This window comes from Undibacterium sp. GW821-FHT11H02, from assembly GCF_058808015.1.
Map to the genome: position 1 here is coordinate 23,474 of NZ_JBXARG010000016.1, position 17,446 is coordinate 40,919.

At 46.1% G+C, this 17,446-nt stretch carries 11 protein-coding genes; 3 read left to right on the forward strand and 8 right to left on the reverse strand.

What is annotated here, in order from left to right; genetic code table 11:
- Nucleotides 1-107 precede the first annotated feature (107 nt).
- Complete coding sequence (locus tag AC1RR2_RS15390; protein ID WP_493223152.1) at nucleotides 108-2,945, forward strand: TonB-dependent receptor plug domain-containing protein; 2,838 nt, start codon at nucleotides 108-110, stop codon at nucleotides 2,943-2,945.
- Nucleotides 2,946-3,153: 208 nt separating this feature from the next.
- A complete protein-coding gene (locus tag AC1RR2_RS15395) occupies nucleotides 3,154-5,256 on the forward strand; it encodes a M13 family metallopeptidase (protein ID WP_493223153.1) in 2,103 nt (700 codons plus the stop codon).
- Nucleotides 5,257-5,386: 130 nt separating this feature from the next.
- On the opposite strand, the gene AC1RR2_RS15400 is transcribed toward AC1RR2_RS15395, so the two are convergent.
- From AC1RR2_RS15400 to AC1RR2_RS15435, 8 genes are all read right to left on the reverse strand, one after another.
- Nucleotides 5,387-6,010 carry a methyltransferase domain-containing protein gene (locus AC1RR2_RS15400; protein ID WP_493223154.1) on the reverse strand — a complete coding sequence of 208 codons (624 nt, stop codon included), beginning with the start codon at nucleotides 6,008-6,010 and terminating at the stop codon, nucleotides 5,387-5,389.
- Nucleotides 6,007-7,578 carry a ubiquinone biosynthesis regulatory protein kinase UbiB gene (ubiB, locus tag AC1RR2_RS15405; RefSeq protein ID WP_493223155.1) on the reverse strand — a complete coding sequence of 524 codons (1,572 nt, stop codon included), beginning with the start codon at nucleotides 7,576-7,578 and terminating at the stop codon, nucleotides 6,007-6,009. The genes AC1RR2_RS15400 and ubiB overlap by 4 nt, the downstream gene beginning before the upstream one ends.
- Nucleotides 7,575-8,171, reverse strand: a complete 597-nt coding sequence (locus tag AC1RR2_RS15410; RefSeq protein ID WP_493223156.1) for a ubiquinone biosynthesis accessory factor UbiJ — start codon at nucleotides 8,169-8,171, stop codon at nucleotides 7,575-7,577. Before AC1RR2_RS15410 ends, ubiB begins: the two co-directional genes overlap by 4 nt.
- Nucleotides 8,172-8,332: 161 nt before the next feature.
- Nucleotides 8,333-9,331, reverse strand: a complete 999-nt coding sequence (locus AC1RR2_RS15415; protein WP_493223157.1) for a TIM44-like domain-containing protein — start codon at nucleotides 9,329-9,331, stop codon at nucleotides 8,333-8,335.
- 60 nt (nucleotides 9,332-9,391) lie between these two features.
- Nucleotides 9,392-10,150: a bifunctional demethylmenaquinone methyltransferase/2-methoxy-6-polyprenyl-1,4-benzoquinol methylase UbiE gene (gene ubiE / locus AC1RR2_RS15420; RefSeq protein ID WP_493223158.1), complete on the reverse strand. Its 759-nt coding sequence runs from the start codon at nucleotides 10,148-10,150 to the stop codon at nucleotides 9,392-9,394.
- A gap of 171 nt (nucleotides 10,151-10,321) precedes the next feature.
- Nucleotides 10,322-10,753, reverse strand: coding sequence for a gamma-butyrobetaine hydroxylase family protein (locus AC1RR2_RS15425; protein WP_493223159.1), 432 nt, complete (start codon nucleotides 10,751-10,753; stop codon nucleotides 10,322-10,324).
- A gap of 450 nt (nucleotides 10,754-11,203) precedes the next feature.
- Nucleotides 11,204-11,623 carry an HIT family protein gene (locus tag AC1RR2_RS15430; RefSeq protein WP_493223160.1) on the reverse strand — a complete coding sequence of 140 codons (420 nt, stop codon included), beginning with the start codon at nucleotides 11,621-11,623 and terminating at the stop codon, nucleotides 11,204-11,206.
- Between the two features lie 11 nt (nucleotides 11,624-11,634).
- Nucleotides 11,635-15,627, reverse strand: coding sequence for a DUF3683 domain-containing protein (locus tag AC1RR2_RS15435; protein ID WP_493223230.1), 3,993 nt, complete (start codon nucleotides 15,625-15,627; stop codon nucleotides 11,635-11,637).
- A gap of 314 nt (nucleotides 15,628-15,941) precedes the next feature.
- Here AC1RR2_RS15435 and AC1RR2_RS15440 point away from each other — a divergent pair, with 314 nt between their 5' ends.
- The gene (locus tag AC1RR2_RS15440; RefSeq protein WP_493223161.1) at nucleotides 15,942-16,952 is read left to right on the forward strand and encodes an ATP-dependent Clp protease proteolytic subunit; all 1,011 of its coding nucleotides are present in this window, start codon (nucleotides 15,942-15,944) and stop codon (nucleotides 16,950-16,952) included.
- Nucleotides 16,953-17,446: the final 494 nt, after the last annotated feature.

Below are 17,446 nucleotides of genomic sequence, written 5' to 3' on the forward strand. Positions count from 1 at the left end.
AGTTCCCGGTAAGAAATTCATTTCCCAATAAGTCTTTAAGAAATACTCAAGAATCCAAGATATTTTTAAAAGCTAATTTTGTTGTTTAATCACTGGAGGAAGTCAACATGGTAGAAAAAATCTTATCCCGCTCAGTACGCCTGATGTTTGCAAGTGGCGTCGTAGCGGGTGCAGGTATGCTCGTGCAACCTGCTTTTGCACAAGATGCAACAACACAACGTATCGAAATTACTGGTTCGTCTATTAAACGTATCGCAGTCGAAGGTGCATTGCCAGTTCAAACTTTGTCAAAAGCACAAATCGAACAATCCGGCGCGACAACTGCTGCTGACTTGATCGCTTCTTTGCCATCTATGCAAGGTTTCGTAACGTCCTCTACCTCCATTAACGGTGGCGGCGGCGGTACACAAACTGCATCTATCCACGGTATCGGCGATGGCTATACGCTGGTTTTGTTGAATGGTCGCCGCGTAGCGCCGTTCACAACAGGCTCTACAGTCAATTTGGCAAACATTCCATTGTCAGCTGTTGAACGCGTAGAAATTTTGACCGACGGTGCATCTGCGCTGTACGGCTCTGATGCGATTGCTGGTGTAGTTAACTTTGTGTTGAAGAAAAATCAAAAAGATTTCAACGTCGAATTTACTTACAGCACACCGCAAGAATCTTCCAAAGGCAAAACAACTAACTTCGCATTGTCCAAAGGCTTCGGCGATTTGAACAGCGATGGCTACAATGTTTTATTGTCTTACAGCCATGATGAACAAGCTGAATTGAGCGCATCTGACCGTGCTTTCGCGGCTAAAGGTGGCGTAACTCCGTTCAAACACAACGGCAAAGACTACACAATGTATATGTTGAGTAGTAACTCCATCCCAGGTAACGTCAATTTGACTGGTGGTGCAATTCCTAACTTCAATCCATACTTAGCTATGAATGGTAACTGCCCAGCAGAAAATACCTTCAAAGTCGGTAATCGCTGCTTGTTCAACTATGGCGCAACAGTACAATTATTGCCAGAATTGAAGCGTGACAGTATCTTGGGTTCCGTCAATGTCAATATCAATGACAACCTGAAATTCTTCGCTGAAGGTATGTTCACCAAGTTTACTAGCACTGCAGGCTTCGCTCCACCAGCGCAACCTTTAGGTGTTGATTTGAATAGCGCATTGTGGAAGAACACGATTGCTCCAGCTTATGCAAAAATGGGCTACGACCCAACCAAAATCACCAAGGCAACGATGACCTTGCGTCTGGTTGATGCTGGTCGTCGTACTGATGGCTGGAAGACTGAATCCAAACATTTAGCAACAGGCTTCGAAGGCACATTTAAGAACTGGGATTACACCGCTTCTTATATCTTCTCCGAAAACAAAGCAATTGACTCCGCTGTAGCAGGTTACACCAGCGGCGAAAAATTAGATGCTTTGATCAAATCTGGCGCATGGAATCCGTTCTTGCCACCAAGCGCTGCGACAAAAGCAGCATTGGCACCAGCTGTGTTGAAACAAGTCTTAGACGTCTCCACTTCACAAATTAATGTAGTGAATCTGCGCGGTTCTACAGAGTTGTTCAAAATGGCAGGCGGCGGCGCGAGCTTAGGCTTGGGCGTTGATGCAATGAAACAAACCTTTGTGGACAATCCAAGCGCGATCGCGCAAGGTCCAAATAAGCAACAACCAAATTGGACAGATACTAACGTTGGCGGTGGCACTGGTGCTTTACCAGTCGACAGCTCACGTAATAGCTGGGGTGGTTTCGGTGAGTTGTACATGCCGATTGCCAAGAACTTCGACTTAACTGCTGCTGCACGTTATGATAGCTATGACGCAGTAAAAAATGCGAAGAACTTTGATGATCAAGGCAACTTGTTGTCACCTGCAACACAAGGTACTAAGCAAAGCTCTGCAACTTACAAGTTAGCAGCTGCATTCCGTCCTACCGATTCAGTCTTGTTGCGTGCATCTTATGGTACGGGTTTCAAAGCACCAACAATGGGAGCGATTACGCAACCAGTAGCTAATGGCGGTTCTTCTAACTTCTTCCCATGTCCTGTAACGTCTGGTCCATTGTTCCCATTGTGTACTGGCACTGCAGAGTACAACTTGTTGACAGGTGGTAACGCTAGCACAGGTTCAACAGCATTGAAGCCTGAAAAATCCACACAATGGACAGTTGGCTTCCGTATCGAACCTATGCCAAGCTTGTCTATGGGCTTCGACTTGTGGAATGTACAGTTGAAAGACCAAATCAAGACTTTGTCACAAAGCGAAGTGTTTTTGAACCCAGTGAAATACGCGGCCTTGTTCTCTGCTTACTATGATCCTATCCAAAAGCAAGACGTCATCGCTGCAACATTGACACCATTCAACTTGGCTAAAGCTCAGTTCCAAGGTATTGATTGGGATCACACCTACCGCATGCCTATCCCTGCTGGATACGGTAAGCTGTCCTTCAACTGGACAGGTACTTACATGATGAAAGCTGACTTGGATTCTGGCGTTAAAGGTGACGAAATCGAAAAAGGCGTTGGTAAATTCAACAAGTACAATGACGTTACTTTCCGTGTAATCTCTCGTTTGTCAGCAATCTGGAAGCCATCAGATCGTTACACACATAGTGCAACTATCGGTTACCACTCTGGCTACAAAGATTCTGTGATTACTGAAGATGACGGCGCAATTCGCTTCTTGAATTCTGACGGCACTCCTGGCGATTACACTGGCGTGACTCGCAATGTGAAGGCTTATTACACATTGGATCTGCAATCTAAAGTGAACTTCAGCAAAAACTTGACTATCACAGGCGGTATCAAAAACCTGTTGAACCAAGATCCTCCATTCTCTCAGCGTATCGAAGGTGGTGGTAACCAATTGGGTTACGATGGTCGCTACACAGATCCATTGGGTCGTCAGTTCTACGTAGTCGGCAACTTGAAGTTCTAATTTTGAATTTCATAGTCAAAGTTTAAAACAGTCGTTTAAGTTTTAAGTTCTTTTAAAGCCTCAGGGAAACCTGGGGCTTTTTTTTAACCATTTGTCTGCCAACATTACTTAGAAAGTGTCTAATGACATCTGAACTCTCCAGCATTTATACGGTCTGATCAGAGACTCTTTCTCCACAGTCAATAACAATACTTCTAGAGGAACTCCTATGCGTCACCGTCTGCTTTTTTCTATTATTTCTGGACTCTTTGTCACTTCATTCAGTGTTCAAGTTTTCGCACAAAGCGCCGTGCCAGCCAACAAAGTAGCCACAGTCAACAAACAAAGTAAGATCAAAGCAGCATCCCAAAAACTGCGGTCAGGTATTGACCTGCAGTGGATAGACAAAAGTGTTCGTCCACAAGATGATTTTTTCCGGTTCATGTCTGGAAAATGGTTAGATACGGTAGAGATACCCGCAGATCGTGGTCGCTATGGTGCATTCGATCAATTGGCCGAATTATCAGCAAAACAATCAGCAGCAATCATTCAAGATCTGGCCAAAAAGTCTGATTTGAAGTCAGGTAGCAACCAACAAAAAATCGCCGATCTCTACAACAGCTTTATGGATGAGGCGCGTTTGGAAGAACTCGACATCCAGCCTTTACAAGCCGACTTCGCGCGCATTCAACAGCTCAAAGATAAAGCCGAATTACCTGCAATGCTCGCTTATTTGTCGCGTATCAGCGTCGGCACGCCGATAGGTTCTGGCGTCACGCAAGATGCAAAAGATTCTTCAAAATATACCATCTCAGTTGGTCAGGGTGGTTTAAGTTTACCTGATCGAGATTACTACTTAAAACTCGATGACGCTAAGTTTAAAACTATACGTGCCGCCTATCTGACGCACATAGAAAAAATGCTGTCCATGGCAGGTATCAGCAATGCACAGCAAGCTGCGGCTTCTATTATGGCGCTCGAAACTGAGATTGCCAAAATTCAATGGAGCAATGTAGAAAATCGCAACCCAGTCAAAACCTATAACAAAGTGGACATCGCTAAACTCGGCGACTTATTACCAGGATTTGACTGGAATAAATACTTCGCAGAAATGGGCACTGGCGGCAAAACTGACTCTGTCATCGTTCGTCAACCAAGTTACTTAACTGGCTTAAATAAAGTTATACAAGATACCTCACTTGAAACTTGGCAAGCCTATTTCAATTGGCGCGTGTTGAATGCTTATTCACCGTATCTGAGTAAACGCTTTGTTGATCAGGATTTTTCGTTCTCGAATGTGACACTGCGTGGTATTCCAGAAAATCAACCGCGCTGGAAGCGTGGCGTGAGTCGCGTGGAAGAAAGTTTGTCAGAAGCTTTAGGTCAATTGTATGTAGAGAAGCATTTCCCGGCCGAGAACAAAGCCCGCATGCAGGTGCTGGTCAATAATCTCTTATTGGCTTACAAGCAAAGCATAGAGACATTGCCTTGGATGGGTGAAGCGACTAAGAAAGAAGCGCTGACCAAATTATCAAAATTCACACCAAAAATCGGCTATCCAGATAAATGGCGTGATTACAGCAAGCTGACCATAGTCAAAGGCGACTTGGTCTCGAATATCAAAGCTGGTCGTGCTTTTGCCTATCAGCGCCAAGTCGATAAACTTGGTAAGCCAGTCGACCGTAGCGAATGGGGCATGAGCCCACAAACGGTGAATGCCTATTACAACTCACGTCAAAATGAAATCGTCTTTCCAGCAGCGATTTTGATGCCACCGTTCTTCAATCCTGAAGCGGACGACGCGGTCAATTACGGTGGTATAGGCGCGGTGATCGGCCATGAAATTGGTCACGGCTTTGATGACTCCGGTAGCCAATCTGATGGCGACGGCAATTTACGTGACTGGTGGACTGCCGAAGACAAAGCAAATTTTGGCAAAGTCACCGATGCCTTGGTCGCCCAATACGGTAACTACAGCCCTATCGAAGGCTACAAAGTAAATGGCAAACTGACCTTGGGTGAAAACATTGGTGACAATGCCGGCTTATCCATCGCTTATAAAGCCTATCAATTGTCACTGAATGGCAAGAAAGCGCCAGTAATCGACGGCTATAGCGGCAATCAGCGCGTGTTCATGGGTTGGGCGCAGGTATGGCGCGGCAAAGCACGTGATGCCGAAACCATTCGTTTGTTAGCGACGGACTCACATGCACCAGGTGTATTCCGCGCGAATGGACCGCTGACGAATATGCCGGAGTTCTACCAAGCATTCGATGTGAAAGCGGGTGATAAGATGTATGTAGCACCAGAGAAACGTATTCGGGTTTGGTAGTCATCAAGTATTTTCCACCTTAAGCAATCAGCAAAAAGCGGATAAACTTTATCCGCTTTTTGTTCTTTGATTTGACCATCAAGATGATGTTTCAGCGCAATTAATTCGAGAAATTTTGCTGTTTATTTTCCTATAATCGCTGCCAAACCTGCCAACGCTCTTTGCCTTCGAATACCGCGAGTGAATCACTCACTTCCGCATCTTCCAGACACTCAAAGTACGCTTGCATTAAAGTTTGAAATTCTTGAGGATGTGTACGAAATGGTGGACCTTTTTTACTAGCGCCCTCAGCATCGTCGAGCAGAAAAAAACCTGCCACCTTGCCACCGGCTGGCAACAACGCCGCCCATCGTTCCACCACTGCTTCGCGCATCACGGGTGGCAATGCACAAAAGAAGGCACGTTCATAAATCAATGTCAGCGCTCGCTCGGGGACAAACTTGAAAAAATCCGCTTGTTGTACGCGCTCGGCCCATTTTCCGACTTGAGATTTTGCGGTGGCTACTGCGCTACTGGAAAAATCAATCGCAGTGACTTGCCAACCCGCTTCCGATAAAAATCCTAACTCGTGCGCGTGGCCACAACCCGGAATTAAACAATGCTGAGTTCCAGATCCTAGCGACTCAGAATGTGCCACAAAATCCCGCAAGGCTTGTGGTACTGCACCACGATTCCAAGGGGTAAATCCTTGTTGAAAACGCTCATCCCAAAACTCGGGATGATTTGGATCGCGGCTAGAAAATTGCGGTGTCATACGCCAGCAAGCATGAAAAAATTTACATAGGAAAACGCCAGAATAACCCCAGCCAACACACCAACACCCACATAAATTATCGTACGCAACAAGGAGTTGGTTGCGCGCTGTTCAGCAATCAAACTTGCCAGCAGTACCTCGTTATTTCCGGCTTCTGCGGCACGACTTAAAGCCTGATGTGCGAGGCGTGGTAATTGAGGAAAGATATGGCTGTAGCGCGGTGCTTCCGCTTTCAGCTTATCAATTAAACCGCGCCAACCGACCTGTTCACTCATCCAGCGTTCTAGGTAAGGTTTCGCAGTCTTCCACAAATCCAGATCAGGGTCCAGTTGACGCCCCAGGCCTTCAATATTGAGTAAAGTTTTTTGTAGTAAGACCAGTTGCGGTTGCACTTCCACATTAAAGCGGCGCGAGGTTTGGAAAAGGCGCAATAAGACCTGACCAAAAGAGATATCTTTCAAAGGGCGGTCAAAAATAGGTTCACAGCAGGCGCGTACTGCGGCTTCTAACTCGTCGACACGAGTTTCCTTGGGTGCCCAGCCTGATTCTATATGCGCCTCTGCCACACGCTTATAATCACGACGAAAGAATGCTAAGAAGTTCTGCGACAAATAATCTTTATCATAATCATTGAGCGTGCCGACAATGCCAAAATCGAGCGCAATGTAACGTCCTAATGTGGCAGGCTCGGTCGATACCAAAATGTTCCCGGGATGCATATCGGCATGAAAAAAACCATCGCGGAAAATTTGTGTAAAGAAAATCGTGACACCATCACGCGAGAGCTTTGCCAGATCAACGCCCGCTTCTTGGAGCTTGTCGATTTGCGAAATCGGTATACCCTTCATGCGTTCCATGACGATCACGGATGCCGAGCAATAATCCCAGTACATTTCTGGCACGATCAGCAAATCAGAATCAGCGAAATTACGGCGCAATTGACTGCCATTCGCAGCTTCGCGCATCAGATCTAATTCATCGTGCAAATATTTATCGAATTCGCCCACCACTTCTTTGGCTTTCAGGCGTTTGCCATCAGCCCATAAAAATTCTAACCAACCTGCGGCGATTTTCATCAAGGCGACATCGCGATCGATAGTTTCCTTCATTCCCGGACGTAATACTTTTACGGCCGCTTCACGGCCATCTTTTAGAGTCGCAAAATGGACTTGGGCAATCGATGCCGACGCGACCGGAACGCGTTCAAAACTGGCAAACAATTGATCTGGATGCGCACCGAGAGACTTTGTAATTTGTGCGACAGCCAAGTCAGGATCGAACGATGGTACACGATCTTGCAACAGAGCTAGTTCATTGGCGATATCCGGTGGCATCAGGTCACGGCGGGTTGACAACACCTGTCCAAATTTGACGAAAATAGGACCGAGATCTTCTAAGGATTTGCGCAGACGTTCACCACGAGGTGCGGACAAATCACGCCAGAACAATAAAGTCTTGATGAGTTTTGCCGTGCGTGGAATGCGCAAGCCGGACATCGCGATTTCATCAATACCGTATTTCAAAACGATGCGAACAATTTTAAACAAGCGTAAGGAATTTAAAATCATTGCTTTGCTACCTTCATCTTTTCTAATCGTTCCAAGCGTTTCATCAAACGCTCTACATCGTCACGCGTTTTATTCACTTGCTCAGCAAAAGCACGCACAGCTTGCGGGCGCACTAACATAGGATTCTCTTCTAAAAAATACTCGGCCAGATTTTCTTGCAAGTTTTGATGCGTGCGTTTCGCATTTTCAACGAGACTCTTGCCAGTTGCTACCATACGTACTGCGGCTACATCGCCAAACAATTTGCTTAGATCTTCTTCTGCTTCCCAACGTAAATCCTGACTCAATTGCGATAAGGTATTCGCAAAGTCGGCATCACCTTCTATCTTCACGTAAGACACTGCGCGTTCACGATTTTGTGCAATCAAAGGCAAATCCGCCGCTTTGATACGCAAAGTAACCTGATCGACATTGGTTTCGCTTTGTTCCTCGGCGGCTTGCAACAAGCCGTCTGCACCAACTTTTACACGCAACTGAAATAGTTCGATATCAATACAGGCTGTCTTACTGGCGTGTTTCTGCAAACGTACTGCGGCCCAAGGTTCTTGTGCCAATAGGTGATTTACAAACAGAATAAAGGGAGTGGAAATCATAGGAATAAAATAAAAAACCGCGCATGACATCATGCGCGGTTCTTAGTTTAACAGCAAACCCTTAAAACACCTTAAAACTCAGTGGTTCAGCTTGTTCAAAAACAAATTTGCTCGCTGTCCAAACGGTACTAATACGGTATCAAAACAGTATTCAGGCGATATTAGTTTAATTGTTGAATACCAGCCAACAACCAGCCTGATTGACCATTCACCGGCTTCGCCAAGTTCCACACTTCAGCGAATGCTTCTGGATTAGTCGCACCACCTTCTTTGATCATGCCGGTGAACTTAACGCTAGCAACATAATCATAGGCTTGCGTTTCTATGCCTAACAATTCTGCATCCAAGGTCACTACATCGGTTTCATTCTTCGCATTACCACGATCTTGCAATTCCAGCTTCATTTCGGCAAACATTTCTGGTGAAGTGAATTCACGGATATCGTTGATATCACCCCGATCCCAAGCTGCTTGCAAACGGATGTAATTCGATTTTGCATGACGCAAGAAACCTGTCACATCGAAATCCGCTGGAATCGTCCAATTGCCTTGATTCGCTAAAGGTGCAGAACCAGTACCGTTCAAATTAGCGGTACTTACTGACGCTGGCGTGAATGCCGCTGGTGCTTGTTGTACAGGATTAATACGTGAACCGATTTCCGGCAAGGCATTATTGTCTGGCACACCCGCGTATGCTGGTTGCGATCCAAAAATTGAACTTGAATTTGTCCCATTAGGTGAGGAATTAAACATAGACGGTGCATTCGCAACTTTCTTGCGAGTGAAGAAACGGTAGGCCATAAATGCGAGCAAACCTATCATAGCGAAAGTCAAAATCGACCCCATCGCACTAGCCAAAGCACCACCCATACCTAAAGACGAGAACAAACCAGCTAACAAGGCACCACCGATCAAGCCACCCACAATGCCTTTCCAAGGCATAGACGGTTTAGGTGGAACCGCTGGTGTTGCCGCATTTGGCGCACCTGGTTTAGCCGCCTGTGCAGGATTTGCTGTGCTTGCAGCAGGTGCCTTTTGCGTCACGTTATTTGATTGGCGACCAAATGAACTACGCTTGCCCATACGCTGCGCATCAGCATCGGCAACGATCATCGTCGTGGCACCAAACAACAAAGCGATACTTAATAAAATGTGTTTCATGTAAATCTCCTTTTTGTACTTCCAACTATCTACAAACCATGTTCCGACAATATCACTGCGTTACAACTTAATCCCGGTATGCAAAGCCGCCACTCCTGCGGTTAAATTAAAATACTCCACTCTTTCCAAACCAACGTCTTGCATCATGGTTTTTAAGGTTTCCTGATCTGGATGCATGCGTATCGACTCTGCTAAGTAGCGATAACTGTCCGCATCATTGGCGATCTTTTGTCCTAACCATGGTAAGACCTTAAACGAATACAGGTCATACGGTTTTTGCAAAACTTCTGGCACTTTGGAAAATTCTAGTACCAGCAATTTGCCACCCGGCTTCAAAACCCGACGCATTTCTGCCAGTGCCTGATCTTTGTGCGTCATATTGCGCAAACCAAATGCGACACTGACGCGATCAAAATAATTATCCGGAAATGGCAACTTCTCAGCGTCACACAATAAGGTTGGGGTAATCAGCCCTTTGTTCAAGAGACGATCACGACCTACGCGCAGCATCGACTCGTTAATATCGGTATGCCAAACTTCCCCTGTCTTCCCCGCTTGCTTGACGAATTCTTTGGCCAAATCGCCAGTCCCACCAGCAATATCAAGGACTTTATATCCTGGTCGCACGCCTGCTTGTGCAATCGTGAAAATTTTCCAAACACGATGCAAACCAGCCGACATCAGATCGTTCATGACATCGTATTTGGCTGCAACTGAATGGAAAACTTCCGCTACTTTATGGACTTTTTCTTCTTCGGCCACCGTGGTGTAACCGAAATGGGTAGTCGTCCCATCTACATTATTTGCTTGCTCGCTCATCTTGATACTCTGCAGAGAATGAAAGATTATGATTTCTGCGCTTAGCTTCCAACTTGTCGACGAGAAGGACGCGGCGTTGTTAGAAATCGACAGGCGCGATTATAGAGCCGAATCGGGATTTCGACTCGGACTTAAGTCAATATTTCTGCGGTAGAAATTTCAGAAAATTACCTATGAACCGCATTTCGATCCGGTTTTAGGCGCGGGAACGGCGTCACGACCATCTTCCCCTGCATAGCCAGCTGCTTGCAGGCGTGCTAAATAGTCTTGCCACAATGCTGCCTGATGAGTACCCAACCAATATAAGTATTCCCAAGTGAAAATACCAGTACTGTGATCATCGGTAAAAATCGGTTTAATCGCGTAGTTACCGACTGGTTCTATGCCGGTGATGCTGACTAGTCGCTTACCAATTTGCAAAACTTCTTGCCCTTCACCATGACCGCGCACTTCGGCTGAGGGTGAGTACACGCGCATTAGTTCAAATGGCAGTTCAAAACGATTGCCATCGTCAAATTCGATTTCTAACAAACGCGATACGGTTCTGGCGTTGAGTGCGGATGGGTGGACTTTGTGGGATATGGGTGGTGGCAATTGGTTCATGTTTTTTAATACTTTATAAAATCTTAAAACCCCTCAACGCCGAGACGCAGAGGAACCGCAAACATAGAGGAAAGACTTTTGCTTCCTCTCTTTTCGTACTTCTCAGCGCCTCTGCGTCTCGGCGTTTAGGGGTTTTTCTTTTTTTCAGTGCGTAGAGCGGGTGAAACCCGCGCTGACACTCCGATTAGCACTGTTGCTCAACATTCTGGCGGCGCGGGTTGCACCCCATAGGCGCTAACCAAAATCAGAAAGTCAAAACCAAAACCTCTCAACACAGAGGCACAGAGAAAGGCAGGAGAAGGCTAATATTATCCAATTTTCTTCAGCTAGACATTTCCTCTGTGCTTTCTCTGTGTCTCTGTGCCTCTGTGGTTAGTGGTTTTAGAATTTGGTTAGCGCCTATGGGGTTGCACCCGCCCTGCTTTGCTGACTTCTGCTTTCAAACACAAGCTATTTTGCAAATTCTCGTTCTATTGAATCACGCAAAGCTGGTAGCAAAGCACACTTCGCATCGACTTCAGCAGACACTCTATCCGTCGCCGCCCACACAGGATTTGGGAAATGCGCGTCGTCCTGATAACGTGGAATCACATGCCAGTGCAGATGGGGCACCATATTGCCCAGACTAGCCAGATTGATTTTATGCGGCTGCATCACATCGCGTAATGCTTGTTCGACTTTGCATACTGCTTGCATCAATGAGGAACGATCGGCAATCGCTAAATCGGTCATCTCTTTAACATGCGCGTTCCAAATGACGCGACAAAATCCCGGATAATTGGCATCGTCGATCAAGACCACACGTAACTTGTCGGTCTTGACGATAAGCTCTCCACCATCACTCGTACATAATTCACAGTTCATTGTCATGGTTTTCTCGCTTAGACCAAAACACGTTCTATGCCGCCGTTATTCGCCTTCGCGACATATTCTGGCATCCAGTTTTCACCGAGTATGTGACGCGCCATTTCAACCACGATGTAATCTGCTTGAGTACCGCTATCGTCGTTATAACGTGACAAGCCTTGCAGACAAGATGGGCAAGAAGTCAAAATCTTGACATCGCCAGTAAAACCGTCATTGCGCAATTTATCTGCGCCTTTGGTCATCTCTTCTTCTTTGCGGAAACGCACTTGAGTAGAAATATCAGGGCGACTCACTGCCAAAGTGCCGGATTCACCGCAGCAACGTTCATTCTTTTCTATCTTCACATTATCGACCGTCGTGATCAGGCTATTGATCGTTTTACCTGATTCCTGCAATTTCATAGGATTATGACAAGGCTCGTGATACATGTAACGCGTGCCAGTCACGCCTTCGAGCTTGACGTTCTTTTCCATCAAAAATTCATGGATATCGATAATGCGACAGCCTGGGAATATCTTATCAAATTCGTAGGTAGCCAATTGATCATAGCAAGTACCACAGGATACGACCACCGTCTTGATATCGAGGTAGTTCAAAGTATTTGCCATACGATGAAATAACACGCGGTTATCCGTCATCATCTTTTCGGCTTTATCGAATTGCCCTGCGCCGCGTTGCGGATAACCGCAGCACAAATAACCCGGAGGCAAAACAGTTTGCACACCCACATTCCACAACATCGCTTGCGTCGCTAAACCGACTTGTGAGAACAAGCGTTCAGAACCGCAGCCGGGGAAGTAAAACACAGCTTCGGTATCGGCCGTGGTGGTTTGTGGATTACGGATAATCGGTACGATTTTATCGTCTTCAATATCCAACAAAGCACGTGCGGTTTTCTTGGGCAAATTGCCCGGCATTTTTTTGTTAATGAAATGAATGACTTGCTCTTTGATCGGCGCTTTACCAACCGTTGCTGGAGGTGCTTTGGTCTGCGACTTGGCAAATTTCTTAAAGAAATCATGACCAAAACGCTGCGCTTTATAACCCCAACCTATCATCACTTTGCGGGTCGCATTGATCGTCGCAGGATCAGTCGCGTTCAAAAAGAACATCGACGCAGCGGTGCCCGGATTAAATTTTTTCTGTCCCATTTTACGCAAGAGATTGCGCATATTCATAGACACATCGCCAAAGTCGATATCGACTGGGCAAGGGTTCGCACACTTATGGCAAACCGTGCAGTGATCCGCAACATCCGAGAATTCATCCCAATGCTTAATCGAAATCCCGCGGCGTGTTTGTTCCTCGTAGAGGAAAGCTTCAACCAACAAAGACGTCGCCAAAATCTTATTGCGTGGTGAGTACAAAAGATTTGCACGCGGTACATGAGTCGAGCAAACTGGTTTGCACTTGCCGCAACGCAGACAATCTTTCACGCTGTTCGCAATCGCACCAATATCACTTTGTTGCATGATCAGGGACTCATGCCCCATCAAACCAAACGAAGGGGTGTAAGCGTTGCGCAAATCGGCCGCAAATTCGGGCAGATTCAAGAGCTTACCTTTGTTGAAGCGGCCTTCTGGATCAATCCGCAATTTATATGAGCGGAAATCTTTGATCTCATCTTCGGTCAAAAACTCTAACTTGGTAATTCCGATACCGTGTTCGCCCGAAATCACGCCATTCAAAGAGCGCGCCAACACCATAATGCGAGCGACCGCATGATGCGCCACTTGCAGCATGTCGTAATCATCGGAATTGACCGGCAAATTGGTATGCACATTGCCATCACCAGCATGCATGTGCAAGGCGACAAAGACACGGCTGCGCAATACTTTTTTATGTATCGCGGTGCATTCATCCAAGATTAATTTGAAGGCCGCACCATTGAAGATTTGACGCAACAAGGCGCGCACTTCGGTTTTCCAGGAAACACGGATAGTTCGGTCTTGCACCACATCAAACAGGGTCGCATCTGGCTGCTTTTGCAAACGTTGCTCAAACACGAAATCGAGTTTATCGAGGCCTAGCTTATTGAGTTCTGCACGTGCATCACGCAAGGGCTGATCAAGTTGCGTCAGCAAATACGTCCAACGTGCTTGTATTTCAGTCAGCAATTGATCGGCTTGCGACACGCGATCTTCAAGTAATTCTGCCGCGGGGATATCATCGCCATCTGCATCTTCGCTTTTACCCAAAGGCAGATTGCCGCGCAAGACAAACTCTTTCAAAGCGGCGACACAGGCCAGCTTATTTTGTATCGAGAGTTCAATATTAATGCGTTCAATACCGTCCGTGTATTCGCCCATACGATCCAGCGGAATGACCACGTCTTCATTGATCTTAAACGCATTCGTATGTTTAGAAATTGCCGCCGTTTTAGCACGGTCTAACCAGAATTTCTTACGCGCTTCCGGGCTAACTGCCACAAAGCCTTCACCGACTCGTGCATTCGCCATACGAATTACTTCAGATGCGGCTTGCGCGACAGCGTTTTCGTCATCACCAACGATATCGCCGAACAGCGCCATCTTGGGAATCACGCCACGCTTCGATTTGGTCGTGTAGCCAACCGCCTTCAAATAGCGTTCGTCGAGATGTTCCAAACCTGCGAGGATCGCGCCACCCTTTTTGGTTTCGCCATCGAGATAATCTTTGATTTCGACAATGCTAGGAATCGCATCACGTGCTTGCCCGAAAAATTCCAAACAAACCGTGCGGGCGAATTTCGGCATCTTATGCAATATCCAGCGTGCCGAAGTGATCAAACCATCGCAACCTTCTTTCTGCACACCCGGCAAACCCGCGAGGAATTTATCGGTCACGTCTTTGCCCAAACCTTCTTTGCGGAAGGTGCGTCCCGGGATATTCAACAACTCAGTTTTAAACGGCGTCTTCTCACCCGGATGTGTCCATTCCAATTGGAACTTAGCGACTTCAACATCATGGATTTTGCCGAAATTATGTTCGAGACGCGTGACTTCCAACCAATCGCCATTCGGATCGACCATGCGCCAAGACGCGAGGTTATCCAAAGCAGTACCCCACAACACCGCTTTTTTACCACCGGCATTCATGGCGACGTTGCCGCCTATGCAGGAGGCTTCGGCAGAAGTTGGATCGACTGCAAATACAAATCCGGCCTTGTCTGCTGCATCCGACACACGTTTAGTCACCACGCCAGCGCCCGAGTAAATCACTGCGTAATCACGATCAGCACCAGGCAAGCGCAGCATTTCGACGGCGCCTAATTGCTCCAGTTTTTCGGTATTAATCACAGCCGACATTGGCGTCAATGGAATCGCACCACCGGTATAACCGGTACCGCCGCCACGTGGAATAATCGTCAATCCCAACGTAATACAGGATTTAACCAAGCCAGCCATTTCATCTTCGGTATCCGGTGTCAACACGACGAACGGATATTCGACACGCCAGTCGGTCGCATCGGTCACATGAGAAACACGGCTCAAGCCGTCAAATTTGATATTGTCTTTTGCCGTGAATTTCGCCAGCAGTTTGTTCGCTTTCTTGCGCAAATCGTAGGTGTCACGGAATTCTTTAGAGAAGTCAGCGACCGCTTTACGTGCCGCATTGACCAAAATTTCAACGGAATTACTACGATCTGCATCTTCAGAATTCACAGAATCGGTCGCAACGCGGCGTTTTTCGACTTCATGCAAACGGTGATCCAAAGCATCGATCAAGGCTTGTCGACGCTTGGGGTTTTCAAGCATATCGTCTTGCAAGTAAGGATTACGACGCACCACCCATATATCACCGAGCACTTCATACAACATACGGGCAGAACGACCGGTCTGACGTTTGCCACGCAAGCTATCAAGCAAAGCCCAAGCGTCTTTTCCTAATAAGCGAATCACGATTTCGCGGTCAGAAAACGAGGTGTAGTTATACGGAATTTCGCGTAAGCGGGTAGGAGCAGCACCTTGCGCTGCTTGATCATCATTAAAGGGAAGACTACCTAGATTATGGGCTGGAGCATTCATCTGCAATTGATTGGACGGTATTGATGGATGGGATTGAATTAGATTTAGATCCATTCTAGCGTATTGCGCTGCACCACGCAGAAACAGTCTTTACTTTTGTGCAGATATCTTTTGAACTATGGTAAAAAAGCCTGAGGAAATTCCGCATATTCACAAAAACATTGAACATTTATTATAGAAACTGATGTTTTCACCAGATATTACACGCCTCAAAAATAGATTTATTGAGACTAATGAAAACGCCTTATTGAATTCAAATTAAAAAATACATAGTAAGATAGCACTATAAATTTACCAACGACAGTGAGTCTAAAATGGAAGAAAAGAAAAATATTCCCGTTAAACAACCTCCAGTTCTATTCGAAAAGACACAATTAATTATTAAACAAATCAGCCTGGCTTTAGGCGGCCCAATCATTTCATATTGGAATAATCCACGCGGCACAGTTTGCAGTGACGATGTTGTCGCCTTTCATGAAATATTGGAACAGATAGGAAAACAAGAACATATTTTCTTATTCATTAAATCAAATGGCGGAAACGGTCGTGCTGCTTTGCGCATCGTCAATCTCTTGCGCCAATACTGCGACAAATTAACCGCCTTAGTCCCCCTAGAATGTGCTTCTGCCGCCACAATGGTCGCGATTGGGGCGAATGAAATTCACATGGGACCTATGGCTTATTTGTCGGCGGTTGATACCTCATTGACCCATGATTTGTCACCGATTGATAGAGATAATGACCGTGTAAGTGTCAGCCTCGATGAATTATCTCGTGCCGTCAAACTATGGCAAAAAGAAAATAAAGAAGAAGGCATTAACCCATATCGCCATTTGTTTAAGTATGTACACCCTTTAGTCATCGGTGCGGTCGATCGTGCAGAATCGCTCTCAATCATGCTCTGCAAAGAAATCTTGTCCCATCACATCAGTGACGATGCAACAGCGATGGACATCGCTACGGTTCTCAACTCTAAATATCCATCGCATGGCTATCCAATTTTATTGAAGGAAGCGCAAACCATAGGTATGAATGCGAAACCTATGGATAAAAACATCCATGGTCTGCTACTGGAATTGAATTCTCTCTATAGCGAAATGGGACAGCGCGCCACGACAGACTTTGATGAAGTCAATTCGCATGGCAATGAAATTCTGAACATCTTGGAAACCACCGGAGCGCAGGCCTTCTATCAACAAGACAAAGACTGGTTCTATCGTACTGAGGAAAGACGCTGGATCACGATGAATGATAATAGTTCGTGGAGAAAATACTTGCTGGATAAAGATGGACAGATCAGCACGTCGACGCTGCATATTAACTAAGCCGAACTAATCGTATAAACAAAGATTGTTTGTGCGCGTTTTTATTCTGTTGGGCGTCATTGCTTTTCGTTTTGGCATTGCTCAGTCCAGCACCAACGAATTTCCTCAATTTGGTCGCTGGAAGACGCAAGCCTTTTATGCAACATTAATTCATTTCTTCGGCTCTTATGCTGTGTATTTCAAGGCTTGGTTTTGGCTTGTCATTGGAATTCTGATTATTTTTACTGGCGCAAAGAAATTGCGATCAAAATCGATTCAGACTCAAGGACATTAGCATACACAACAAAAGCCGAGGTTTTAGCTAGGTTCAGGAACCGTGCCGCACGCAAAAAACACTAAATAACAATCATGTTTAACAGCACGATCGAGGTTGGGACTAACAAAACCGTATTTTAAAAGTCAGGTGGAATTCACAACATTTTCACTACCAACAGACTGCGCTGCGCCTATCTTCTCCAAATCAGCGATGCGTCTCAAGCTCAACGGCTAAACCC

Coding starts and splice junctions, on each gene's coding strand:
- ubiE (WP_493223158.1), bottom strand. CDS start 10,150: ATGAGCGAGCAAGCAAATAATGTAGATGGGACGACTACCCATTTCGGT.
- AC1RR2_RS15430 (WP_493223160.1), bottom strand. CDS start 11,623: ATGACAATGAACTGTGAATTATGTACGAGTGATGGTGGAGAGCTTATC.
- ubiB (WP_493223155.1), bottom strand. CDS start 7,578: ATGATTTTAAATTCCTTACGCTTGTTTAAAATTGTTCGCATCGTTTTG.
- AC1RR2_RS15425 (WP_493223159.1), bottom strand. CDS start 10,753: ATGAACCAATTGCCACCACCCATATCCCACAAAGTCCACCCATCCGCA.
- AC1RR2_RS15395 (WP_493223153.1), top strand. CDS start 3,154: ATGCGTCACCGTCTGCTTTTTTCTATTATTTCTGGACTCTTTGTCACT.
- AC1RR2_RS15435 (WP_493223230.1), bottom strand. CDS start 15,627: ATGAATGCTCCAGCCCATAATCTAGGTAGTCTTCCCTTTAATGATGAT.
- AC1RR2_RS15400 (WP_493223154.1), bottom strand. CDS start 6,010: ATGACACCGCAATTTTCTAGCCGCGATCCAAATCATCCCGAGTTTTGG.
- AC1RR2_RS15415 (WP_493223157.1), bottom strand. CDS start 9,331: ATGAAACACATTTTATTAAGTATCGCTTTGTTGTTTGGTGCCACGACG.
- AC1RR2_RS15440 (WP_493223161.1), top strand. CDS start 15,942: ATGGAAGAAAAGAAAAATATTCCCGTTAAACAACCTCCAGTTCTATTC.
- AC1RR2_RS15390 (WP_493223152.1), top strand. CDS start 108: ATGGTAGAAAAAATCTTATCCCGCTCAGTACGCCTGATGTTTGCAAGT.
- AC1RR2_RS15410 (WP_493223156.1), bottom strand. CDS start 8,171: ATGATTTCCACTCCCTTTATTCTGTTTGTAAATCACCTATTGGCACAA.